At 55.4% G+C, this 23275-nt stretch carries 19 protein-coding genes; 9 read left to right on the top strand and 10 right to left on the bottom strand.

From position 1 onward, the window contains the following. Positions 1 to 15: 15 nt before the first annotated feature. Both recQ and RB_RS12115 read right to left on the bottom strand, forming a co-directional pair. Positions 16 to 2253: a DNA helicase RecQ gene (gene recQ, locus RB_RS12120; RefSeq protein ID WP_164921919.1), complete on the bottom strand. Its 2238-nt coding sequence runs from the start codon at positions 2251 to 2253 to the stop codon at positions 16 to 18. A gap of 87 nt (positions 2254 to 2340) precedes the next feature. After that, a complete protein-coding gene (locus tag RB_RS12115) occupies positions 2341 to 2964 on the bottom strand; it encodes an RNA polymerase sigma factor (RefSeq protein WP_007335404.1) in 624 nt (207 codons plus the stop codon). Between the two features lie 389 nt (positions 2965 to 3353). Between RB_RS12115 and RB_RS12110 the strand changes: the two genes are divergently transcribed. Beyond that, on the top strand, positions 3354 to 5747 hold the full coding sequence (locus tag RB_RS12110) for a sensor domain-containing diguanylate cyclase/phosphohydrolase (RefSeq protein ID WP_164921918.1): 2394 nt from the start codon (positions 3354 to 3356) through the stop codon (positions 5745 to 5747). On the opposite strand, the gene RB_RS12105 is transcribed toward RB_RS12110, so the two are convergent. Both RB_RS12105 and yidD read right to left on the bottom strand, forming a co-directional pair. Beyond that, positions 5729 to 6247, bottom strand: a complete 519-nt coding sequence (locus tag RB_RS12105) for a putative molybdenum carrier protein (RefSeq protein WP_164921917.1) — start codon at positions 6245 to 6247, stop codon at positions 5729 to 5731. The genes RB_RS12110 and RB_RS12105 overlap by 19 nt on opposite strands. 89 nt (positions 6248 to 6336) lie before the next feature. Continuing rightward, positions 6337 to 6486 (bottom strand): membrane protein insertion efficiency factor YidD, encoded by a 150-nt coding sequence (gene yidD, locus RB_RS27910; protein ID WP_231846492.1) that lies wholly within the window; start codon positions 6484 to 6486, stop codon positions 6337 to 6339. A 184-nt stretch (positions 6487 to 6670) separates the two neighbouring features. Between yidD and RB_RS12095 the strand changes: the two genes are divergently transcribed. Continuing rightward, entirely contained in the window at positions 6671 to 7291 is a 621-nt protein-coding gene (locus tag RB_RS12095; RefSeq protein WP_011120696.1) for a gamma carbonic anhydrase family protein, read from the top strand. A 120-nt stretch (positions 7292 to 7411) separates the two neighbouring features. After that, complete coding sequence (locus tag RB_RS12090) at positions 7412 to 8887, top strand: GumC domain-containing protein (RefSeq protein WP_007324244.1); 1476 nt, start codon at positions 7412 to 7414, stop codon at positions 8885 to 8887. Between the two features lie 121 nt (positions 8888 to 9008). Here RB_RS12090 and RB_RS27870 read toward each other — a convergent pair whose 3' ends face one another. The 3 genes from RB_RS27870 to RB_RS12075 form a co-directional block, all read right to left on the bottom strand. After that, a complete protein-coding gene (locus RB_RS27870; RefSeq protein ID WP_011120695.1) occupies positions 9009 to 9473 on the bottom strand; it encodes a hypothetical protein in 465 nt (154 codons plus the stop codon). Between the two features lie 71 nt (positions 9474 to 9544). Beyond that, a complete protein-coding gene (locus RB_RS12080) occupies positions 9545 to 10024 on the bottom strand; it encodes a hypothetical protein (RefSeq protein WP_037202509.1) in 480 nt (159 codons plus the stop codon). Between the two features lie 160 nt (positions 10025 to 10184). Next, positions 10185 to 11558, bottom strand: coding sequence for a metallopeptidase (locus RB_RS12075; protein WP_164922838.1), 1374 nt, complete (start codon positions 11556 to 11558; stop codon positions 10185 to 10187). Positions 11559 to 12078: 520 nt separating this feature from the next. Between RB_RS12075 and RB_RS12070 the strand changes: the two genes are divergently transcribed. The 3 genes from RB_RS12070 to RB_RS12060 are packed head-to-tail and all read left to right on the top strand — an operon-like array spanning position 12079 to position 14418. Continuing rightward, complete coding sequence (locus tag RB_RS12070) at positions 12079 to 13119, top strand: galactitol-1-phosphate 5-dehydrogenase (RefSeq protein ID WP_007324237.1); 1041 nt, start codon at positions 12079 to 12081, stop codon at positions 13117 to 13119. Between the two features lie 44 nt (positions 13120 to 13163). Next, a complete protein-coding gene (locus tag RB_RS12065; protein WP_011120692.1) occupies positions 13164 to 14012 on the top strand; it encodes an alpha/beta hydrolase in 849 nt (282 codons plus the stop codon). A gap of 10 nt (positions 14013 to 14022) precedes the next feature. Then, the gene (locus tag RB_RS12060) at positions 14023 to 14418 is read left to right on the top strand and encodes a response regulator transcription factor (protein WP_007324235.1); all 396 of its coding nucleotides are present in this window, start codon (positions 14023 to 14025) and stop codon (positions 14416 to 14418) included. A gap of 47 nt (positions 14419 to 14465) precedes the next feature. Here RB_RS12060 and RB_RS12055 read toward each other — a convergent pair whose 3' ends face one another. The 3 genes from RB_RS12055 to RB_RS12045 form a co-directional block, all read right to left on the bottom strand. Continuing rightward, entirely contained in the window at positions 14466 to 15452 is a 987-nt protein-coding gene (locus RB_RS12055) for a type II secretion system F family protein (RefSeq protein WP_007335393.1), read from the bottom strand. 65 nt (positions 15453 to 15517) lie between these two features. After that, entirely contained in the window at positions 15518 to 16483 is a 966-nt protein-coding gene (locus RB_RS12050; protein ID WP_007324233.1) for a type II secretion system F family protein, read from the bottom strand. A 115-nt stretch (positions 16484 to 16598) separates the two neighbouring features. Further along, the gene (locus RB_RS12045; protein ID WP_007324232.1) at positions 16599 to 17918 is read right to left on the bottom strand and encodes a CpaF family protein; all 1320 of its coding nucleotides are present in this window, start codon (positions 17916 to 17918) and stop codon (positions 16599 to 16601) included. A 265-nt stretch (positions 17919 to 18183) separates the two neighbouring features. Here RB_RS12045 and RB_RS12040 point away from each other — a divergent pair, with 265 nt between their 5' ends. From RB_RS12040 to RB_RS12030, 3 genes are all read left to right on the top strand, one after another. Further along, complete coding sequence (locus RB_RS12040; protein WP_231846434.1) at positions 18184 to 19194, top strand: tetratricopeptide repeat protein; 1011 nt, start codon at positions 18184 to 18186, stop codon at positions 19192 to 19194. Positions 19195 to 19308: 114 nt separating this feature from the next. Further along, the gene (locus tag RB_RS12035) at positions 19309 to 21291 is read left to right on the top strand and encodes a prenyltransferase/squalene oxidase repeat-containing protein (protein WP_231846433.1); all 1983 of its coding nucleotides are present in this window, start codon (positions 19309 to 19311) and stop codon (positions 21289 to 21291) included. After that, positions 21288 to 23267, top strand: a complete 1980-nt coding sequence (locus tag RB_RS12030) for a polyprenyl synthetase family protein (protein WP_011120684.1) — start codon at positions 21288 to 21290, stop codon at positions 23265 to 23267. The genes RB_RS12035 and RB_RS12030 overlap by 4 nt, the downstream gene beginning before the upstream one ends. Positions 23268 to 23275: the final 8 nt, after the last annotated feature.

Here is a 23275-nt window from a genome sequence, read left to right as displayed (position 1 = left end):
TCAATGCGGTGATTGTCAGTCGTCCGATCCATCTGCCATCTCGTTCTTCATGCAAGAGGCGACGATGCGGATCTTTTCATACGACACTTCTTCGCCGAGTGCTTCGAAGACTGGGCGAAGTCGTTCGTCTTCGACTGCCATCAATGCGGCACGGATAGCCTCGGCCTCTTCGTTGGAAACCCATTGCGATGGATCGGTGATTTTTTCCGCTTGGATGTAGTCGCTGAGGTACTTGTTCACCGTCGACTCGGCGCGGCCCATTTTCGAAGCGACCTCTTCCACCGAACATCCCTCGCGAAAAAGTTGGGATGCTTGGACTGTGGCGGCGTTGGGAGTTGCGTTCGCGCGAGGTTTGCTGATGGTCGCCGAAGTGGTGTTGGCAGTTTGGTCTCTGTCCAGAGGGTTTTCCTCGCAGTACTGATCAATCGAATCCAAAAACAGTTGTCCAAACTCTTCGCGTTTTCGATCACCGATTCCACGGATGTTGGTCAATTTTTCAATGGAAGTTGGACGAACGCGAGCCAATTCGCGAAGGACGGCATCGCCGAAAATGACGTAGGCTGGCACGCCTCGTTCCGATGCCATTTCGCTGCGCAGGGAACGGAGATGATCAAACAGTTTGCGATCGACACCTTCCCAAGATTCATTCGCGGCGGGACGCCGTGACGAGCTTTTCGCTGACACTTTTGTAAGCGTCACTTCACCTTCGCGTTTCAGAAGGGCTCGTCCGGATTCAGTCAGGCGAAGTGATTGAAACTCGCCGGTCCGGATCAAATGGTTTTGAGAAATGAGTTGTTCGATCCATGTGCGAACGGCGGTGGCACCTTCGCTGGAGAGCAGGTTGTAGGTGCTTAGTTGATCGTGTCCTGCCTGAATGACTTTTTGGTCACGCGATCCGGTGAGAACTTTGACTGTGTGGCCGGCGCCGTATCGCTCTTTCAAACGAACCACGCACGACAAAATTTTCTGTGCGAGGGTGATCGGATCGTCCACGACGTCGAGTTCGCCCAGGCAAACATCACACGCATTGCAGTTGTCCGAGTCGTATTCCTGCCCGAAGTATTCCACGAGCGATGCGTGTCGGCATTGCACACCGTTGCACAGTGCCGCCATCGATTCGACCGATGCCATGGCGGATTGGAAGTTGCTACGGTCGCCGTTCTCCAAAATGCGCTTCCATGACATCAGATCACCGCCACTGTGCAGGAGGATGCATTCGGCGGCGAGACCATCGCGTCCTGCTCGACCACTTTCCTGTTGATAGTGCTCGATTGACTTAGGCATCCCTGCGTGAATGACAAATCGAACATTGGATTTGTCGATGCCCATGCCGAAGGCGACCGTGGCGACGATCACGTCGACTTTCTCTTGAATGAACGCTTCCTGATTGGCCTGTCGAACGTCGTCAGGCAGCCCCGCGTGATAAGGAAGCGTTCGGACGCCCATGGATTCAAGTGCAGCGGCAGTTTGTTCGACTTCTTTGCGAGTGATGCAATACACCACACCTGACTCACCGGGATGTTGAGCGATGCATTGCTGGATCTGATTCAATTTGCCATCGGCGCGTAGCATTCGGTAGGTCAAGTTCGGTCGATCGAAGTCACCGACCAGAATGTTTGGTTGATTCAGTTGCAGTTGTTCGGCGATGTCATCGCGAACTTGTTCGGATGCGGTGGCGGTGAAAGCGTGCACGGACGCGGAGGGGAATTGTTCTTTGAGGATTCGTAGTCCGCGGTACTCGGGACGGAAATCATGTCCCCAGTTGCTAACGCAGTGGGCTTCGTCGATTGCGAAGAAAGAAATCGGCAGGCTGCGTAGGAAGTCGAGCGTCTTCGGCGTGAGCAACCGTTCTGGGGCGAGGTAGAGAATTTTGATCTCGCCTCGGCGAAGTCGTTCTGCCGTTTCGCGTTTCTGTTCCACCGACTGGGTGCTGTTGACCAACGCCGCCGAAACACCGTTGCTGGTCAACGCGTCGACTTGATCTTTCATCAAAGAGATCAATGGTGAGACGACCACGGACATTCCGTCGCGAACGAGCGCAGGAACTTGGTAGCACAATGACTTCCCGCCGCCGGTTGGCAAAACAACCAAACTGTCTCGGCCCTGAATCACATCCTGGACGGCATCTGCTTGCAACGGACGGAAAGAGTCATAGCCCCAAACCGATCGGAGGACCGAATGGGCACGATCCATTTCGTCACCGGACGAATTGGACGGTGCGAGGGTTGAGGTCGAATCAGAAGGCGACGACATCCGAGAACTCACTGCAATCGTTCGAAAAAGAAGATCGAACAGATTAGCAGTTTCAGGGAACAGTGTCGTTCACTCGATCGAGGGTATTCAGCCGCGGCCCATTTTTGCGCGGGCCCGATGAAGCAATGGGCCAATCGTGTTTTCGCTCAATCCGACCGCTTGGCTGATCTCTTGATAGGACTTGCCTTCCAAGTGATACATCCGCACGACGCTCGCTTCACGCGGGTCCAAACGTAACATCAGATGTTCGACTTCTTCGGCATTTTCGATCCGTTGAAGTTCACCGTTGACCTGCGTCGGTGTGGCGTGGCCGTTGGCCGCACCGTTGACAGTGTTTCCGTTGGCTAAGTTTCCGTTATCCAGCGAGGTTCCAACGGAAGATGCTGAAATGTGGGTTCCCGAAACCGCTGAATTGGCAGTCAGGCGGCGGACCACAACGCGTCGAGCCACGATCGTCAGGTACGTCGCGAGCGAGCATTGGCGACGAAAACGGCGAAGCACGGCGAAATCATGCCGGACGTAAACCAGGAACACTTCCGCCACCATGTCGTCGCGGGTGGATTCGTCCATGGACAAGCCACGGCCCATCGCGGTCCGATTGACGACATGGACGACCAGACCAACAAATCGATCGACAAAGTCTTGCCACGCCCGGGGTTCCCGGTCGAGGCAACGTTGCAGTAGCTGACGATCGACGTCGGAAAGGCTCACAGTGATGGTCCGGAAGATGAGATGAATTGAGCCTGTGGGCTCAGGACTGAAGGCTAAAGGTCCGTCACAAGCCGCATAACCATGTTAGATGGACGGGGGTTCGGTGGCAAGTTTTTCGCGGAAGATTGCGATTGTGCCGCACGGAGCGTTCGTCCAACGTTTTCGAGCCATTGGAGTCGAAATCTGGATGCCGAAGTTCCTGATCCCCGACGAATTCGGGGTCAGAACTTGGCTGGGTGGACCGGTGGTATTGATTGCGCGGACTTTGCGGGGATGAGAGGGTGCGAAATCGGAGCGATTGATGCCCCTTGGGGACCCTCAGGCAGCCGGGTTCAAAATGGGACGTAGGGTTCCACATCTCGACAACGATGTCTCGCAGAATACCGGCTATGAACGACCAAATGGTTCCCAGCGATTTCGCCAACCACAGTATGCCACCCGTGGTGCCTGTTCCCGCAGGCTCTCCTGCCAAGGATGCGGCCAACACCGATTTAGATCAATCCAATCGTCCGCAGCTACAGAACCCCAGTTCCGATGCTCCGCCGTCAGATGCCGGGTCAACTGATGCCGCGCATTCGGCCTCTCGATTGAGCGAATTGCTGATGGGATTGGGGGAAGCGGCCACGGGGCAGCTTCCAGGGGTGATTGAACCCGCTTCGATCACAAACGCTCAGACCGATTCCGCGGCCACTTCTGCGGAAGATACACGGCCGTTCGAAAATCATTTGGCCATGGCTCGATTGGGCATGGCGACATCGTTGTTTTATGCCTTGCGGACCAAACACGCTCCCACAGCTGCTCACAGCTTACGCGTTGCTCTGGCCTGTTCAGCATGGTGTGAACGGTTGGGATTGGCCGATGACGTGCGAGATCGCATCGAAGTCGCGGCATTACTTCACGACATTGGCAAGATCGGAATTCCAGATCGCATTCTTCGAAAGCCCGGTAAGCTCAGCATCGAAGAGCAGCTCACGATGGATTGCTGCTCGGAACTCGGTTGCGAGATTCTGCGTGGCTGCACCGCCGATCAATCGTTATTGGACATCGTGAAGTACTGCGGCGTTTGGTACGACTCACGCCGACAAGAAGACCATGTTCGTGGCGATGCATTGCCGATGGGCGCACGGATGATGTCGATCGCAGGTGCCTTTGATGCGATGACGACGGATCAAGTCTATCGTTCAGCACTCAGCCGAGAGCGTGCTTTGCAAGAACTGTTCCGCGGAAGCGGGACTCAATTCGACCCTGAGCTGACTCGAGATTTTGCAACCATGTTGGAGCGACGGCCTGAGCTGTTGCACAGCAGCGTCGTGAATCGTTGGTTACAACAACTGGATGCGAATTCACCCAACTTCCTTGGCATGATGCGAACGGGAGAACAGGTCGGCACGACGAACGTGGCTGCCGTGAAGCCGGCAGTGAATTGGCAGGGGGAAACTCCGGCCGTGCTACCATTCTATCAAGCGTTGGGCGATCAACTTCGCGATGGCGTTGCGTTTACTGATTGTGAAGGACAAGTCACGTTTTGGAATGAGACTTTGGCTCGGATGACCAGCGTGGCTTCGGAAGCAATGGTTGGGCGTCATTGGGATGCCGACACACTCGGAATGGTCGACGAATCCGGCAACGAATCTGCAGTGTGCCCGGTTGCCGATAGCCTGCGATTGCAGACCACGGTGACTCGCACGATGAAGATCGTTCATGGCAGTGCATCGCGAGACGTGTTGTTGCAGGTCAGTCCCGTGAGCGATCCCTATGGCGGCGGCGCATTGGTGCTGGTTCGCGATATGTCGGACCGGAACAAACTTCAAAGCCAAATTCAAACGTTGCACAAAAAGGCGACGAGTGATCCGCTGACGGGCATTGCCAACCGGGCTGAATTCGATAGCCGGTTGGTTCGCGCCACTGCGGATTCGAAAAAGAATAATTCGACATTTAGCCTGATCATCTGCGACATCGATCACTTCAAGCAAGTCAACGATGTTCACGGTCACCCGGCTGGCGATGAGGCGTTGGTCCAATTCGCTCGCGTTTTGGAAAGCCACGCACGAGATGAAGATTTGGTGGCTCGTTACGGCGGAGAAGAGTTCGTCTTCTTGGCCATCAACAGCGACAATGCCACCGCGGCTCGACGTGCCGAGCAGATCCGAAAGGCGATCGAAGTCACTCCACTGGATGGGCTCAACGGTGAATCGGTCACCGTCAGCTTTGGTGTCACGGAATATCAAACCGGCGACGCGGCAGAGACCATTCTGGCGCGATCGGACCGTGCTCTTTTGCAGGCGAAAGAGAACGGACGCAACCGAGTCGTGCAACTCGGATCGGGGATTCACCAAGACGAAGAAGTCGACTCGCGGCCAGGTTGGTTCCGTTGGTTGACGTCAAAGAGCGAAGACGAGAACAGCGAGTTCCATTTGGTCACGCCAGTGCCGACCGATTTGGCGGTCGAGAAGCTTCGCGGATTCATCTCGGATCACCGAGCGGAAATCATTCAGGTCACCGGCAACGTGGTATCGCTCCGCATTGTCGCTCAGGGCGGTGGAAAAGGCCGACGAGCGAGTGATCATCAAATGATGCTGCACGTGTTGATTCACCTGAATGAAGGTCAAGGCAAGCGGAATCGGAACGACAACAGCGTCACGCAAACCTCGTTGCGAGTCACTATCCAACCCGTTCGAAACCGCGACCGACGCAGTCGTGACCTGACACCTTGCGTTCGCGAAGTGTTGGGGAGCCTCAAAAGCTACTTGATGGCTGAGATGGTTCAGAACAGCGACGACTGAATGTCGCCGCCGCCTTGAAGAATGTGAACCAGCAAAGTCTTTGTTTGTTCGCCGATTCCTGGCGAGTTGCTTTCACGCGGTCCGGCCACGTTGAGGTTCTCTGGACGATGCTCTTCCAACCAAGTCCGGATGCGTTTTGCAGCGGTCTTGGGGGAATCCAAATTCACCGCCAAAAATGGACGAGATTCACGGCGGCAGATTCTTTTTGTCAGGGCCGTGCCGCCTGAGATGCGTTCGCGGTAAAGGATCAGCGTCGCGTCAGTGTCGATCACGTTTTGCTCCGTCCGATCCGGATAATGTCGCGACGCGTGTTCCTGCAAAAGATATCGATCGGGGATGCGGCCATCTTCCGCGATTCGTCCGGCTGGGCACCATCCGCCATGTGGCAGGTGCAGCTCAATGGCGGCATCCAAAGCACCACGATCCACGCCGGTTTGTCCGCCCGAAATGATCCATTTCGGGATGAAGGCGTCCGTCGATTGAGAATCAGAATTCGGCATGCGGCGATGATAGCACGCAGGTTGGATCTGGGAATTGCGTAGCTTTCGCCGAACCAGCATGCAGACATTGTTCGGCTTTTTGATGGCCGTCAGGGTGGATCGTAGCCGCCGGGATTCCACGGATGGCAACGGCCAATGCGTTTGATAGCTCGCCATGACCCGCGAACCGTACCGTGTTTCTGAATCGATTCGATTGCGTAGGCACTGCATGTCGGTGTGAAGCGGCAGCTTGGCCCCATCATCGGACTGATCACGACTTGGTACCATCGAATACACAGCACCATTGCCGAGATTGCCAGTCGTGACAAGAAACCACGAGAAGCTGGCGGAGGTGACTCTGATGCAGCGTCACGCGGCGCAGCATTCTCCGATGAGACGCTTTCTCGCTCGACGTTTTTCTGTTCTTCCCGCAACCGATCTACCATGACAACGAATGATACGGAATCAAAACCCACCGCCAAACCGTCGGCCTCGAACGCATCGGATCGAATTCGACGCGAAGCGGTCGTCACCGTGGAACCCGATCAGCAATTGATCGATCCGTCAGCATTCATCGCACCCAATGCGACAGTTTTGGGGGAAGTGTACATCGCCGCCGATGTCAGCATTTGGTTCGGAGCGGTCATGCGAGGCGATACCGAAAAAATCGTGATTGGCCGGGAAAGCAATGTCCAAGACCAGTGCGTGTTGCATTGCGATCCCGGAATGCCCTGTTTGATTGGTGAACGTGTGACGGTGGGGCATTCAGCAATCGTGCATGGAGCAACCGTCGAGGATGATGCATTGATCGGGATTGGAGCGATCGTTCTTAACGGAGCGACCATCGGAAAAGGAGCCATCGTCGCTGCTGGAGCACTTGTGACCGAAGGAACCGTGATACCGCCCGGCATGTTGGCGGTGGGAGCACCGGCAAAGCCCATCAAGGAAGTCAGCGATTCCCTGCGTGAGCGTTCGCGAGAAGGTGCCCAGCACTACGTCAAATTGGGCGGCCGCTACCGTGACGAATTTGCCGGTACAAACGTCACTTCCGGCAAGGTCGATTGAGCAGCACAGTTTGGCGGCATGCTTTTTTGAACACGCACAATTTGTTGGAGCCGTGCATGGGGGGCGTCCTAGTGTTGGGGGAATATTCTTTGAATCTCCTTTTAGAGCCCGTGTTCCAACATGTCAGCTGCTCCTATTCCGTGGAAACACATTCGCAACGTTTTGGTCCTTTTCGCACCGGTTTGGTGCGGTGCGGCTGTTCTGTTTGGAGTTCTCGGGCTGGCGACGGCGTTGTTTTCAAGCGACCGCTGGGCCGCCCGGCAACCGCTCGTCCTTCGTGATGAAGCAACGGGTGCCGTTGACCGTTTGGGACGATTTTCAAGTCAAACGGATTTAAAAGCCGCTCAAGAGACGCTGCTCGAAATGGCTCGCAATCCAGAAGTGGTTGCGGCCGCTCTGCGTGACATCGGGCCCGTCGGTGGCGGACAAGATGATTCGTATCCATCGACCACTTTGGTTGACACGGTTGCAAATCGACGGGTCAATGTTGTCGCCCCACAAGGCAGCGAGTTTGGCAACAGCGAATTGGTCTATTTGAAGGTTGAAGCTGAAACGGCTGAGCGTGCCTCCGATTTTTGTCGCGCACTTTTGGACAACCTAAGCAGCCATCTTCGGACCGTTCGTCGTATTCGTGCCGACAGCGTGATTGTCGAGCTGACCAACGCTCGCGATTTGACACGTCAGAAATTGGATGCGGTTCTCACGAAGATGAATGAAGTCGAAGTTCGGTTTGGATCGGACTTGAGTGAACTGCGAAACCTCAACGATGCAATATCGGGTGATGGTGCCAATCGCCGAACGATGGAAGAGAACGCCAAAGAACTGCAATTGGCGGAGTTGGAGCTCGAGCGGTTGAATGCGTTGCAGCAGCTGTTGATCGCGGGATCACAGGATCCTCGTCAGTTGTTGGTCAGCGGCGATGAATTGCTCTCCAGCCAGCCATCGCTTCAACGATTGAAGGACGGTTTGATCGATGCACAAATCGAATCGAGTCGATTGGCAAGTGTTTACACCGAGCTGCATCCGCGACGTCGTTCCGCAATCACGACTGAGCGAGAGATCACCTCACGCATGTTGGAAGAAGCTCGGGCCGCGGTTCGTGCGATGAAACCAACACTGGCATTGGCTCAGGACCGAGTGCAACGTCTGAGAAACAAACAAGATCAGCTGAATGAAAAACTAAGCCGTTTGGCCGGTGTGCGAACAAGCTATTCAAAGCTCGACAGCGATGCCGAAGCCCTGACGCAACAATTGGCGGAAGCCGAAGCCGCGCTCGGCGAAGCTCAAGCGAGTCGATCGGCAGCACTTTCGACGAATCTGTTGGCCGAGCTGGGACCACCCCAAGTCGGCGATTCACCGGAAGGAATGTCCGGTGTCTCGGTGACCTTTGGTTCGCTCTTCGCCGGTTTGGTTTTCGGACTGGGAACCGTGTTTTTGATTGCTCCCGGACCACAAGGGCCGAGTGCTGGACGCCGTTGGAGCGATCGCTTGACCGGGCGACGGATGACCGACCACATGCCGCCAGAAATGGCCGCTCAAGTCACTTCGGTACCGCCTGACGGACAGGATCGCCGTCGCGGATCCTCCCGCGACTGATTCGGTGCATCGATTGACACAAACGAAAACACCTCGTCGAGCGAACTCGGCGAGGTGTTTCTTTTTTAGACTCGACGTTTGCCAGCGTTAGCTGCTGACGAAGTCATCGCGTGTGACGTAATCATGCACCGGTTGCGGGTGCGTCGACGCAACCTTCGCATTGGCAGACTTCGCAACTGCAGTTGTCGCAGTCGACGGATTCATCCAAGCAGCAGTTGCAATCTGCGTCACATTGACCGCATACACAAGCAGCAGCGACTGCTGATGTGAGGACGTCGCTCGATGCCGCTTTCTCGTTGGCAGCATTTTCGCAGGTCTTGCCCGCACAGCAACTCATCTTTGCAACCGCGAAATCGCTGGCTGCTGTGTCGCAGGCGTCGCACTCGCACGCTTCGCACGAGCAGTTGTCGCAATTGACATCGCCGTTGACGCAGCAATCGCAACCGACATCGCATTGATTGCAAGGACAAGCTTCGCCGTTTTGAGCGGACGCATTGTCACTTGAAATAGCGCTTCGAGTGGCAAACAAAATTGCGACACCAATTAACACGGTGGCGGCAAACATCATGGAAGTACGTAACATCATTGGGCTCCTAATGAACCTGAAACTAAATTGAAACCTGAAACAAAACTGTCGTCTAAATCAGTCTTGTTGAATCAATTCAGCCAGCGGCACAGAAGCACGCAGCGGTCACGAGACGTCAAAGCCGTTTGCCATGACGTGTCCAATTGCCGATCCAGCAGACGAGATGGCAATGGATATTGAAGATCTTCGAGCAAGCCAATTGGCATGCCGAAGGTGACAGGTTGGTCGTCGACCGTGAGCACGCGTGAGCTCACCCAGGAGTCGGTCAGAGTTGATCGGACTTCGCAGTCACACTGAGAAGTCCATTCGCAGTGACAACTGGTTTTTGAACTCGATGTCTGAGTTTCCGGACCGGCGGTCGTGGTGGATTTGCAACAGGAAGCGGCAGGTGTTTCAACCGACGCACAGCATCCCGATGCGACCGTCGCATTGTCCGAAACCGATGCGGCGCAGCAGCAGGGAGGCTGCAGCATTGGCCAAACGCACAACGCAAGCACTGCCAGCAAAGCTGGCACTCGAAGCACGGTTTGGTTGAATGCAGTTGGTCTCATGAGCTCTGTTATACGCAGCAAACCAAGGTCGGGTCGAGGGAAATCCTCGAACACCGGCTCGGAAATGTTTTCGCAGCCGTGAGCTCAGGCTTTGCCCACGACTCTCACCTGCAAAATGGCGAAAACTTGAGCGAATCCGCCATTTCGCAATCGCGGTTCGTCAAGGCGACGGCTGCGGAAGCGAAGCGTTTCGGGACTCACCGTTGCTGTCGACAACCACGATCCGGCGTATTTCGGTGCCCGGTTTGAGCTGTTGTATGTCATCGAAAGTGAGCTCGATCGATTCAGGATGATCGTCGGCTCCGGTATCGTGCGATCCATATTCCTGAAAGGTTTCGATTCGATCTTTTGAATGAAAACCGATCCACGGGATGCCCGCAGAACTGCTGATGCGAACGAGTTTTGCTGCTTCGTCGACTTCGACATTCGGTCGTGACCTCGGCGATTTGGCTGAGACACCAGTTGAATCGTCCAGCTGAAACCAAGGGCTCCATCGAAGAAACGACGCACTGACGGGCGAGAAGTAAGCTTCTTGTTCGGATGAGAACTTGCGGGGTTGTTTGTTTTGTTTGCTGGGGGGATCGGCGAACGTGAACACGCGGTGGAAGTGGTCAAACCCTCGCGTCATGATGCCCATGTTGTCGGTGCAGTGAGGCAACCCCATCGCGTGACCGGTTTCGTGCAGGGTTGCTCCGATGGTGGTCGATGCCAGCGCCCAAATCGTTCCTCGGAACGCACTGTCATCGTGAACGTGCGTTGGATCAACCTCGGTCCCGTCTTGAAACACATCCATCGCGGATTGAATGTCACGCGGCCAGCAAAACATCGATGCACTACCGAACAGTCCCAGGTTCGCTCCACCAAGTGCGGTGTGACCAAGCATCTTGCCAGTGCGAGGATCCTTGCGTGTGTAAGCTGCCAGGACAACGTTCTTTGCCATCGGATCAGGATGCTCATCGTTGATCCATCGTCGGACTTGTTGCCACCAACGATTGTTCTCGGCTTGAGCGTAGTAGTCTTGTTTGTCCTGGTCGCCTTTCCAGGTGTGGACGACGACCTCGCCTTTGTCATCTCGTTCCAACGCGAAGGTTCGCGGGCCGTAACCGAGGTCCTTCATTCGTTCAGCGGTGAAGGTTTGCATCAGCAACGCCGCGGTCCGAAGACGATTTGCATAGTCTTGCGTGACCGTATCGTCAGGCACCGCGAAATCCGTTTCGCCCGATTGATCGGTCATCCAAATCAGTCGTACATAATGCGGATTGGTTTGCGGTTTAAAATCCAGGATCAGTTCGCTTGTCGAAGCCGAGCCATGTTCCAAACGAATCGCGTTTCGACCCTCGGAAAGCTCGACCAGAGCTTTGAATCGTTTTCCATCGGTCAACACTTTGACGGGACTCGATCCAGCCGGCGTGTTTGTGTTGACGATTGTCAACTCCGATGCATCATCAGCGGCCACGGTCCCGCGTAGCAGCACGACGCTATATCGCACTTCGGAATCCGATTCGTGGTTCTCAACTCGGATCGACGATTCCAAGTTGCTAGCAATTGCCAAAGTTGAATCGCCGAACGCGATGCTCAGGGTAGATAGCAAGGTTGGCAAAAGCGCCGTGACCAAAGTCGAGCGGATGCGGGAGAGTCTCATTGAAGGCGAACCATTTAAGAAGTTGTCGGTGAACTCGGCGAATCATTCTTCGCAAATCAATTGGCAGTGATCTTCGAGTTCCGCCAAACTCGCGCGGCCAATCTCGCTTGCGTTCCGGCAGTCATTGCAGCGTCCGAAACAAAGAACGAGGTTCGGAGTTTACTTTGCATGCCCGCGTCTGTTGATCGGGCTTGGCTTCGACGCGCCGCTTTCTAATGGGCGGTCGTTTCCTTGCTTTCTGATTTGGCATAGAATCCCGTGCGTTCACGTCTTAGGAACGGTTGGGAGACAAGCGTCAGACGCCTTTCGCAGGAACGGCCCACTGGGTGGTTCGAACGAAAGTTACCTGACACTTTTTTCCCGTTTGAATACTCACTCCGATCGCTCACTCCACTCACCAAAGCGTTGCATTATGAAGGCATTGTTGCTGACCGAATACAAAAACATGCAGGTGACGGATGTGGATGAGCCCGAGGTGGGCCCAGATGACGTTTTGGTCCAAGTCGAAGCGTGTGGGATCTGCGGCAGTGACATTCATGGATACGATGGCAGCACCGGGCGTCGTATCCCGCCTTTGGTGATGGGGCACGAGGCTGCCGGGGTGGTGGTTCAGGTCGGCGAAAACGTCCGCGATTTGGAACTCGGAGCCCGCGTCACGTTTGATTCGATGGTGTCCTGCGGAAACTGTGAGTTTTGTCGCGAAGGGCACGGGAACCTTTGTGACAACCGAATGGTTCTCGGCGTTTCCTGTGGTGATTACCGACGTCATGGTGCGTTCGCGGAACGCATCTCGGTTCCGCGTCGGATAGTCTATCGATTACCCGACACTTTGCCCTTCGAACACGCAGCTTTGGTCGAAGCGGTCAGCGTCGCGGTCCATGCAGCGGAAGTCACTCCGATCAAGCTAGGTGATACCGCCGTTGTGGTTGGTGCTGGCATGATCGGATTGTTGGCTGTGCAAGCCGTGCGAGCAGCGGGTGCGACGCAGGTCATCGCGGTGGATCTAAACGACAAACGCCTGGAAACAGCCGGAACGTTGGGAGCCGACGTGTTGTTGCGAGCCGATCAAGTGGACGTGCCGGAAAAGGTTCGCGAACTGACCGGTGGCCGCGGGGCAGACGTGGCATTGGAAGTCGTCGGTGCGACGCCGACGGTCAAAACAGCGATTGAATCCGTTCGCAAGGGTGGAGCGGTCACGTTGGTCGGCAACGTCTCGCCGACGATCGAATTGCCTTTGCAGTCAGTCGTTACGCGAGAAATTCGATTGCAGGGCACATGTGGTTGCAACGGTGAATACCCACAGTGCATCGATTTGATGAATCGCGGCGTCATCAACGTTGAACCTTTGATCACGGCCAAAATTTCTTTGGCGGACGGTCCCAAATGGTTTGACCGCCTGCACGCCGGTGATGCGGAGCAAATGAAGGTGTTGGTTTGTCCTCGTTCGGAGTGAGATCCGAGACCGAATGACTTTTCGACGTTGACATTGAAGGCGGCGTGAAACTAATTTCCCCTCGTCGCCTTTCGCTGACTACTCCATTGACCGATTCAGGACAAAAGATGAGCGACCCGTTTGCAAGCCGAATGCGCTCGTATCCGACTCAGGAGCCTTCTTCGGCAAGTCCCGATTGGCGTCGCCGGCCTTTGTCGATCGTCACTCCGCTGCATTACACGCCGTCCTACGATTATCCTTTGGTGGTTTGGCTTCATCACCGCGGTCACAATGAATTGCAGGTGGAGCAAGTTCTGCCGCATGTCAGCGTTCGCAATTATGTTGGCGTTGGTGTTCGAGGTACCCAGGCCACCGATGTTCGCGGATGGGGATTTGATTGGTCCGAAGGGGCTTCTTCGATCGCCGCGGCTCGCGAAGCCGTGATCGAAGCGATCGAGCATGCTCAGGCCGAGTTGTCGATTCACTCTGATCGAATCTTGATCGCTGGATACGGCAGCGGCGCCACGATGGCCTGCCGAATTGCATTGATGGAGCCGGAGCGATTCGGTGGAGTTGCGATGATGGGTGGGCAATTCCCGTCCAGCCAAAGCGTTATGCGAGAGTATCATCGACTGCGTGAACGTCGACTTCCGATCCTTTGGCAACAAGCGATCAACGGCGTTGATGATTGCCCCGATCAACTGAAGCGTGGCATCTTGGCGGCGGAATCCATTCGGGCTCGTGTTGAAATTCGGCAGTACCGAGGCGATGATGTGATGAACGCGGTGGCGTTGCGTGACATTGACCAATGGTGTTTTGATACCATCGTGCAACCACGCACCAAGTCCACCGCGGAAAATTCGACGGTTCGTCCCACCGAGGGATTGTCACCGATCGATTTCTCCGCCAATTGATCGCCACTTGATGAACACCCCTGCCCAGTCAGACAGCTCCACCTCGACCGCGAAAATCCTTGTTGTCGATGATGACGCGGAAATCATCGAGTCCGTTTCCTACGCGTTGGAATCCAACGGCTACAAAGTGGTGGTCGCCCGAGATGGCAACCAAGCACTCGCCCTAGCCGAGTGCGAAAAACCACAGTTGATGATCTTGGACATGATGATGCCCAAGCGAAGTGGATTCTTGGTGCTCGAAAAGATGCGGCGAGAAAATGAATTGCCGGTTCCGGTCATCATGATCACGGGCAACGAGGGCAGTCGCCATCAAGCGTACGCGGAGTTGCTGGGCGTGAGCGAATACATCCGCAAGCCATTCGCAATTGAAAAACTGCTGGAAGCGGTCGATCGATTGCTGAAGTAGTTCTCAGGTCGCTTTAAGCGACCAGCTATTTCGATGTTTGCGACAGCTCACTGAAGCATTTGGCGATACATATTGATCGCGGCTGGTCCAACGAGCACCACAAAAATGCCGGGGAAGATGAACAGCACTAGCGGGAAGATCATCTTCACGGCCGTCTTCGCGGCTTTTTCTTCGGCGATTTGACGACGTTTGGTTCGCATCGAATCGCTTTGAACCCGAAGGGCTTGAGCCACACTGGATCCAAACTTGTCAGCCTGGATCAGGATCGATGCAAGTTGCTTCAAGTCGTCGACGCCGCTGCGGTAACCCAATCCTGAAAGCACTTCGCTTCGGGGGCTGCCGAGTTGCAACTGGTGGTTGGAGATCGAAAATTCTTCGCCGATCGCTTTGTGGCTCTTCTGCATTTCTTCGGCCACCTTGCGGAGTGCTTGGTCGAGACCCAAGCCGGCTTCCACGCAGACGACCATCAAGTCCAACGCATCGGGAAGACCCAAGAAAATCTTTTCGCGACGTTTGCTGGCCATGAAACCCAAGATCAACGAAGGGATCATGAAGCCGCCGATCATGCCGAGCAACAGTTTGATGATCATGCCCTGAGTCAGACCGTCCAAGACGGCGCCCGTGACACCACCGAGCATGAGCCCGACGCCGGTGCAAACCAGCTGAATGAGTTTGAAGATGACGGGAGCACTTTCGCGGCGAAAGCCAGCGTTGATCAGCTTTTCACGAAGCTTACCCATTTCTTCTTCGTTGCCTGAGACCGAACTGGCGATTGGCGTTGCCGCTTTCTCAAGTGCTTCGGTCAGAGCTTCGTTCTTTGTGCGTTGCTTTTCATCAGCGGCGATGTCGCGGATGCCACGTTTGGCATCTTTCATTCGTTCCAAGCGTGATTCCGCGGGAGCCTGGTCGTCGCCGCCCACTTTACTGAGGACAAACCAAGCGAACGATGTCACCGAAGCAAAAATCGCGATGGTGGTCAACGTCACCGGACTGAGGAAGCCGATGAGTTCAGGAGCGATTGAGTATGTGAACATTGGACTGAGTTGTGCGAAGAGCGATGAGCGAAAAGGAGTAGAACGCGAAGGGGCAGGAGGCGGATCTAGACTTTGATCGTGATGATCTTCTTGATCGCCAATGCTCCCAGCACTTGAGTGACCAAAGCCATACCCAATGCCATTCGTCCGAGTTCGTCCGTGAAGAGCATCAACACGTATTCAGCGTTGATTTTCAACATGACCAGGAACAAAACCGGCGGCAGGGCGAGCAGCACAGCACCACTCATTCGGCCTTCCCCGGTGAGGGCTTGGATCGTTCCAAGAATCTGCAATCGTTCACGGACGAGGTGTCCGATCTTGTCGAGGATTTCACTCAAGTCACCCCCGGTTTGACGCTGCAAAATCACAGCGGTGGCGAAAAATCGAAGGTCCATGTTGGGGACACGTTCCGCCATGTCTTCGATGGATTCGTCCAAGGGAATGCCGAACTTTTGTTCTTCAAAGCAACGACGGAATTCGGTTGCCAAAGGAGCTTCCATTTCGTCGCCGACCAAACCAAAGCCAGCGTTGAGCGAGTGACCAGCACGAAGCGAACGACCGAGCAATTCGAGTGCTTCGGGAATTTGTTCGCCGAAACGTTTTAGGCGACGTTTGCGTTTGAACATCACGTAGAAGACGGGAGCACCCACAAACGTGGCACCCACGATTGGCCCGAGCAGAATCGGAATGGGAGTGACGACGCACAGCACCATGCCCGCGGCAAAGCAGCCACCGCAAATCATCGCGAATTTTGTAACGGTGAGGTCGATGTCTGCCTGTTCAAGGATCTTGTGGACCGCAGGGATGCGGTCCGTGATTGTCTTCAGCAACCCCGTCGCATCATCCAGGTCATTCAGCAAGAACGACGGCGTGCTGCTATCAGACTCTGCGCCACGTTTTCCGTGGGCGAGCTGAGTCAAGCGATCTTCTGTCGCGGTCGTTTCTTCCGAGGGCATCAAAACAGATGCACCGAACGCGATGAGCGAGGCAACAAAGACCCCGGCGGCGACGATGATGATGATGGATGACATGGGAGCGTTGATTGAAGAGGGGGAGTCGAACTTTGGTTGATTAAAGGAGCATCCGAGGCGTTCCAGACACCGTGCCACAACTGATTGCTGGGCACGGCGTGCTGTTGTTCGCCGATTAGGCGTCCATCATGACTCGTTCACGGAAAGCACTGGCGGGCAATCGCACGCCGGCGGCTTCGAGTTTGTCCATGAAGCTTGGGCGAACACCGCTGCAGACAAATTGCCCGTGGGCTTTGCCTTCGGCGTTGATGCCTTTTTGGTTGAATCGATAGATGTCTTGCAGGATGATCGTGTCTTGTTCCATCCCGACAACTTCGGTGATGGCGGTAACGCGACGAGGTCCACCCTGCAGTCGGTTGGCTTGAATCAAAACATCCACCGCACCGCTGACTTGTTGGCGGATGGCTTTGACCGGCAATTCGAAACCGGACATCATCACCAACGTTTCCAAACGAGCGATGGCGTCACGAGGCGTGTTGGCGTGAATCGTTGTGAGCGACCCGTCGTGACCCGTGTTCATGGCCTGCAACATGTCCAGCGTTTCGCCGCCACGGCATTCGCCGATGATGATTCGCTCGGGACGCATCCGCAGGGCGTTCTTGACCAGGTCAGTCGCGGTGACCGCTCCGTTGCCTTCAATGTTGGGTGGTCGTGTTTCCAAACGGACAACATGGTCTTGTTGCAGCTGAAGTTCAGCCGCGTCTTCGATCGTCACGATTCGGTCTTCGTGGCCGATGAACGACGACAGTGTGTTCAGTAGCGTTGTCTTACCAGAACCGGTACCACCGGCGATGATCATGTTCAGGCGAGCTTTGATACAGCCTTCGAGCAACATCACCATTTCAGGCGTGAACGCTCGGTAATTCAACAGGTCTTCCAGACGCAGTGGATTGCTGCCGAAACGACGAATCGAAACCGCTGCACCATCGAGTGCCAGCGGAGGAATGATCGCGTTGACCCGCGAACCGTCGTCCAATCGAGCGTCAACCATTGGGCAAGTTTCGTCGACGCGGCGGCCGACTTTACTCACGATTCGGTCAATGATTTGCAGAAGGTGTTTGCCGTCGCGGAATTCCACGTCGGTCTTCTGCATTTGGCCGCCCTTCTCGACATAAATGTTCTTGGGGCCGTTGATCAGAATGTCGCTGACTTTCGGGTCTTTCAGGATCAATTCCAATGGACCGAGGCCAAAGGTTTCGTCCAAAACTTCGTCAACGATTCGCTCACGCTCTTGACGGTTCAGTAGTGTGTCTTCGGCATCGCATAGATGTTCAACCACCATGCGGATTTCACGTTTGAGCGTGTCGCCTTGGAGGTCACCGACACGCGATAGATCCAGCTTGTCGACCAACTTACCGTGGATACGGCGTTTGATTTGCTCGAATTGTTCTTGGCGATTCGCTTCGGGACGTTGGGGAGGCGCTGCTTGTCGCATGGTTCTATAAATCCTTGACGGTGTGCCGGGCACCCTCACAGAGTGCCTGAAATGACTCACCCAACCCTACGACCTAAACGGTGCGCATGTCGTCAAAACGCAACATGATCCTGCAAATTTGAACGCTCTGCAGAGGCTTTGCGGGTTATGACGAGGCTGCGCGTTGGAAAAGATGAACCGTTGCAATTTGAAGTGGCCCGCTTTGCTAGGATGGAGCTTTGAAGTCGCTTTCGCCGGTCAGTGCAACAGGAACGAAGAGAACATCATGAACCAACGTTGGAGAGTGCCACGAAATGGATTGGTTGTCGTTTCCGCCCTTGCGATCGCACTGATCGGATTGGGCCGAGCCGTCCCCGCCCAGGAAGATGCCGCAGTTGTCGAAACCACGTCGGAAGTTGACACTTCCGACGAGACCGCGAGTGAGGCAGCGCCCGTTTACAGCAATTTTCGCGAAGCGTATTCGGCGGCATTTCGATTTCGGGAAGCGGGCGATTTCCAGGCCGCAAAGGTAGCCTTGCAGTCCGCCATCGAACTGGCCACACGAGATCGCGAGATAGCGGATGCCCATCGCACCTTGATCTCAGTGCATTCGGAGCTTGGTGATCAAGACAAGATGTTCGAGTCGCTTGAGTATGTGGTTGAGAACGCTCCCTACCCCGCGTTTGCTTCTTTGTCGATTGGATCGGTCAACGCGATTGCGAGACGGAAGGGCTGGGTCAACGAAATGAAAGCTCGCTATGAAAAGCAGCTGGAAAATGATCCGAAGGATCGTACCGCTCTCGTGATCATGGAAGCGTATACCTACAACGTGGCACGTGATCACGCCAAACGCGGCGAGTACATCGATCGATTGCTGAAGCTCAATGAGGAGGAAGGCAAGCCACTCGATGTTGAGCTGATGATCAATCGTGCTTTCTGCGATCGATTGACCCGTGATTTCGAATCGGCGGCGAAACGTTATGAGGCGGTGTCGAAAGAGTCCGAAGATGTGAGAGCGTATTGTTTGATGGAAGCCGCCTATTGTTGGGAGAACGCGGGGAACAAGAAGAAAGCTTTGAAGGCCGCCCTGGCTGCCGATGCAAACGGGCCGGACAAACGAGCAAAACGCAGTCTGTATCAGTGGCACCGGACGCTCGCCGATTTGTTCTTGACTCATCTGAAGAAGGACGAAGCAATCAAGCACTTCGAAGCTGCTTTGGAGGAAGCCAATATTGATGCGTATCGAGATCAGTGCCGCGAAAAGTTGCGAATCGCGAATGCACTGAAGGACTCGTGAACCAACCTGACCGCTCGAGCTTTTTGAAAAGAGCGTTGTTGGGTGGTTTGGACGATTGGCAGGCGTGTGCTCGAATAGGGGCGGATTGTTCGAGCGTTTGCTAATTGAGTCGTGATGGCTGTTGTTGAGAATTCCGTGAGCGAAGTGTTGGACCGACGCGAATTGCGTGGGACGTTGGATCTTTTGCGTGGCGAGTTGCTGGCGCAGCGAACGAAGGATGGACACTGGACCGGCGAATTGTCCGCTTCGGCGTTGTCAACCGCGACTGCGATCAGCGCGATGAGTGCTGCGGTCCGATCGGGCAAGTTGGCTGGCGCGGACAAAGCCGCTTTGTTGGAGCAAATTCAAAGCGGGCGGCGATGGCTCGCGGATCAGCAGAACGACGATGGTGGGTTTGGCGATACGGATCGTAGTCATAGCAACATCGCCACCAGTTATCTGGTACTCGCAGCGTGGACTTTGTCTGATCAAGTCACGGGGGAGACGACCGATGCAAACGCGATTTCGCGATTGCGGAACTGGATTCAGCTTGCCGGTGAGTTGGATGGGCTGCGACGCAGGTATGGCAAGGACAAGACATTTGTCGTTCCAATTTTGACCAACATGGCGATCGCGGGGTTGGTGCCTTGGAAGAAGGTTTCGGCGTTGCCGTTCGAGGCGGCGGTGGTCCCTCAATCGATGTATCGGTTTGTGGGGATGCCCGTCGTCAGTTACGCGGTGCCGGCTCTTGTCGCGATTGGACAAGTGAAGTTTCTCGAAGGGGGCGGCTGTTTGCCGCCGTGGTCGTTGGTTCGGCGAGCGGCGATCGAGCCGTCCATGAAGGTGTTGCGTTCGATGCAGCCTTCCAGTGGTGGGTACCTCGAAGCCACGCCGCTAACCGCATTTGTGGTGATGTCATTGTCGGCGAGCGGACGTGCGGATCACGAAGTCACGCAAAACGGGCTGCGTTTCTTGCGGGATTCAATGTTGCCTGATGGCAGTTGGCCGATCGACACGAATCTTGCGAATTGGGCGACCTCCTTGGCAACCACCGCTTTGACGATGGATCCTGATGACGATCGGTCTTGGTCGACCAATGAACTGATCCAGTGGCAACGAGGTTGTCAGTATCAAGAACGTCATCCGTTCACGGGAGCTGACCCGGGGGGCTGGGGGTGGACGGATTTAACGGGATCAGTACCGGACGCTGATGACACTCCCGGTGCAATCATTTCACTTCGAATGCAGGCGACCACCCGGCCAGATCCGTTGTGCGATGACTACTCCAGGGATTGGCCGGCATCGGATTCGTCTGGTTCGGTATCTGCAAATGCGTTGGATACTTGGAAAGCGTGCGATCGGGGTGTCGATTGGTTGTTGGGACTGCAGAATCGAGACGGGGGTTGGCCGACGTTTTGTCGGGGATGGGGCAAGTTGCCTTTTGACCGCAGCAGCAACGACTTAACAGCCCATGCTTTGAGAGCGATCGCTTGTTTGCCAAAACGTGAATCGGCGAAACGATCACGAGCGGTGCAGCGTGGGCTTCGGTTCCTGCGGAAGAATCAGCAAGCCGATGGTTCGTGGTTGCCACTGTGGTTTGGCAATCAGGATCGGCCGGAGGAAGACAATCCGATTTATGGCACATCGCGGGTGTTGGTCGACGTCAGTCCAGCATTGGGGCACGACGCAATCTCGCGAGGGTTGTATTATTTAATCAACAGCCAAAACAGTGACGGGGGGTGGGGTGGCGGCGAATCCGTTCGCGAAACTTTTGGATTGCCCGAGGGTTTCATCAGTTCCGTGGAAGAAACGGCGCTTGCGGTGGAGGCGTTGGTCAGTTGGTGGGGCCGAATTCCCGGGAATGAGGGCGGGCAGGCCGCTGAAAACGACATTCCCGATGGAAGCCCATGGGATGCGTCGATGCGTTCCGCACTGCGAGCGGCTATACTTTCGGGCACCCGCTGGCTGATCGATGCCGTGCAACGCGAGCGTCACCAGGTGGCTTGGCCGATCGGGTTTTATTTTGCCAAACTTTGGTATTACGAACGGCTTTACCCGTTGGTCTACACGACCGCGGCGTTGGGCCGGGTTATGCAACGCGACGAACTACTTAGGTGATTGGCTTGTCGACCGGATCCCCCTCCCTTCCCGCTTCTATCCCGCCGAATGAGAACGCATCGAGCGATGTGTCTGTTCCGGGAACCTCCTCGGGGCGTCGTCGAAAGACGAGCCATTTAAAGGAGGTGCCAGAAACATTGGCGATGCGGGAAAGCTTGCGAGATCGATGCGCGCAAGTGGCTGCCAAACTGGACCGTTCTCATCCGATGACCAAGGATGAAATGGAACAGATCTCTCGCCGAATGCTCGAAGAGGCTGATTTGCCCGAGAGCTATCTGGGCTGGGTGATGGTGATGATCAGCAGCGAGTTTTGGGCCGACGCGCTCGCCTCGGTACCGCCGGAACGACGACTGTTTTTGCTTCCTCACTGTTTGAAGCACGCCGAAGGTTGTCCTGCCGAATACGACCAATTCGGCATGAATTGCAAAGAATGCGGTGCCTGCAGCATCGCGGATTTCCGCTCGATCGCCGAAGACATGGGCTACCGAGTGTTGGTGGCCGAAGGTTCACCGGTCGTCATGAAGATCATCGTTGGCGGGTACGTTGACGCGGTTGTCGGTGTGGCTTGTTTGAACGTTTTGGAAAAAGCGATCGACAAAGTTTTGCTGGCGGGAATTCCCTGCATGGCCGTGCCGTTGCTGTCCAGTGATTGTCGCAACACCAAGGTCGACGAGCCTTGGGTGGAGCAGATGATTCGCACGCCGTACAAACCTGCCGCTGCGAAAACAAAGAGTTACGTTCACTTGATGCGTGCGGCTGGATTGCTGTTCGAGGACACTTTGTTCGAACGATTGGCGCCGCGGCAGCGGGAAAGTCATCTGGGTGGCGAAGGTGGCAACGCCTATTCACCCGGTACACGGATGTTGGGTGCGACACCGTCGGAGAACGGAGCACGTCCTGCTGTGACTCCCGAGCAACTTGAAGGCATCGATCCGATCGCGGCGACGGAGACGATCGCTCTCGACTTCCTGGCTCGCGGCGGCAAACATTCGCGTCCGTTCATCACTTTGGCAGCCTACGATGCCATGATGGGTGGCGATGGCACCGGAGCCGACGGAGAGGATGTGCTCAATCGCGTGCCGGATGCGGTTCGTCGTGCCGCGCTCAGCATTGAAACATTCCACAAGGCCAGCCTTGTCCACGACGACATCGAAGACGGCGACGCGTTCCGATACGGGCAGCCGGCTGTGCATCAGCGATTTGGGACCGCGACGGCGATCAACGTTGGCGATTACCTCATCGGACTTGGGTATCGTTTGCTCAGTCGAAACATGATGGGCGACGATGTTGATGCGGGAACAAGAGTTGATTTGCTGGACTCCTTGGCCGCCGCCCACGTTCGATTGTCTGAGGGACAGGGGGCGGAGTTGCTTTGGCGAGACGCGAAGGATCGGCGTCTAACACCATTGGACGCTCTCAAAATTTACGCGTTGAAAACTTCGCCCGCGTTTGAGGCTGCTCTTTACAGCGGCGTGCGGATGGCCGGCGATGCATCGGCATTGATTGATCCGATTCGCAAATTCAGTCGCAACCTGGGTGTGGCGTTCCAGATCATCAACGACTTGAATGACTGGGCCGGTGACGATTCCAACAAGCTGACTGCGGGTGCCGATGTAATCGGTGGGCGTCCAACGCTGCTTTGGGCGTTGGCACTGCAACATTTGGATGACGAAGACAAACAGACTTTGCTCGCTTTGGCGGAACCTGATTGCGAATTGTCTGATCGCGAACGTTTGACCACGGTACGCCGGTTGTACGAGAAGGCAAACGTGTTCGAGATGAGTTTGCAATTGATCGACAAACACCAAGCTCGAGCGGAACAAGTCGCGGACGAAATCGAGAATGAAAGTCTGCGGCGTCTGCTGTACTTCTTGGTCGACACCGTCCTGGAACGACCTGAGTCAGCCGGGTCCAGCGAGGAAGCCGAACAGTCGAGCTCGCCCGCCGTCGTCAAGATTGGTGTGGTCGCTCGATAGACCTGAGT

It is taken from the genome of Rhodopirellula baltica SH 1 (assembly GCF_000196115.1).
Taxonomy (GTDB): domain Bacteria; phylum Planctomycetota; class Planctomycetia; order Pirellulales; family Pirellulaceae; genus Rhodopirellula; species Rhodopirellula baltica.
The sequence above is the reverse complement of the archived record's forward strand: the minus strand, read 5'-3'. Positions and strand labels throughout refer to the sequence as shown.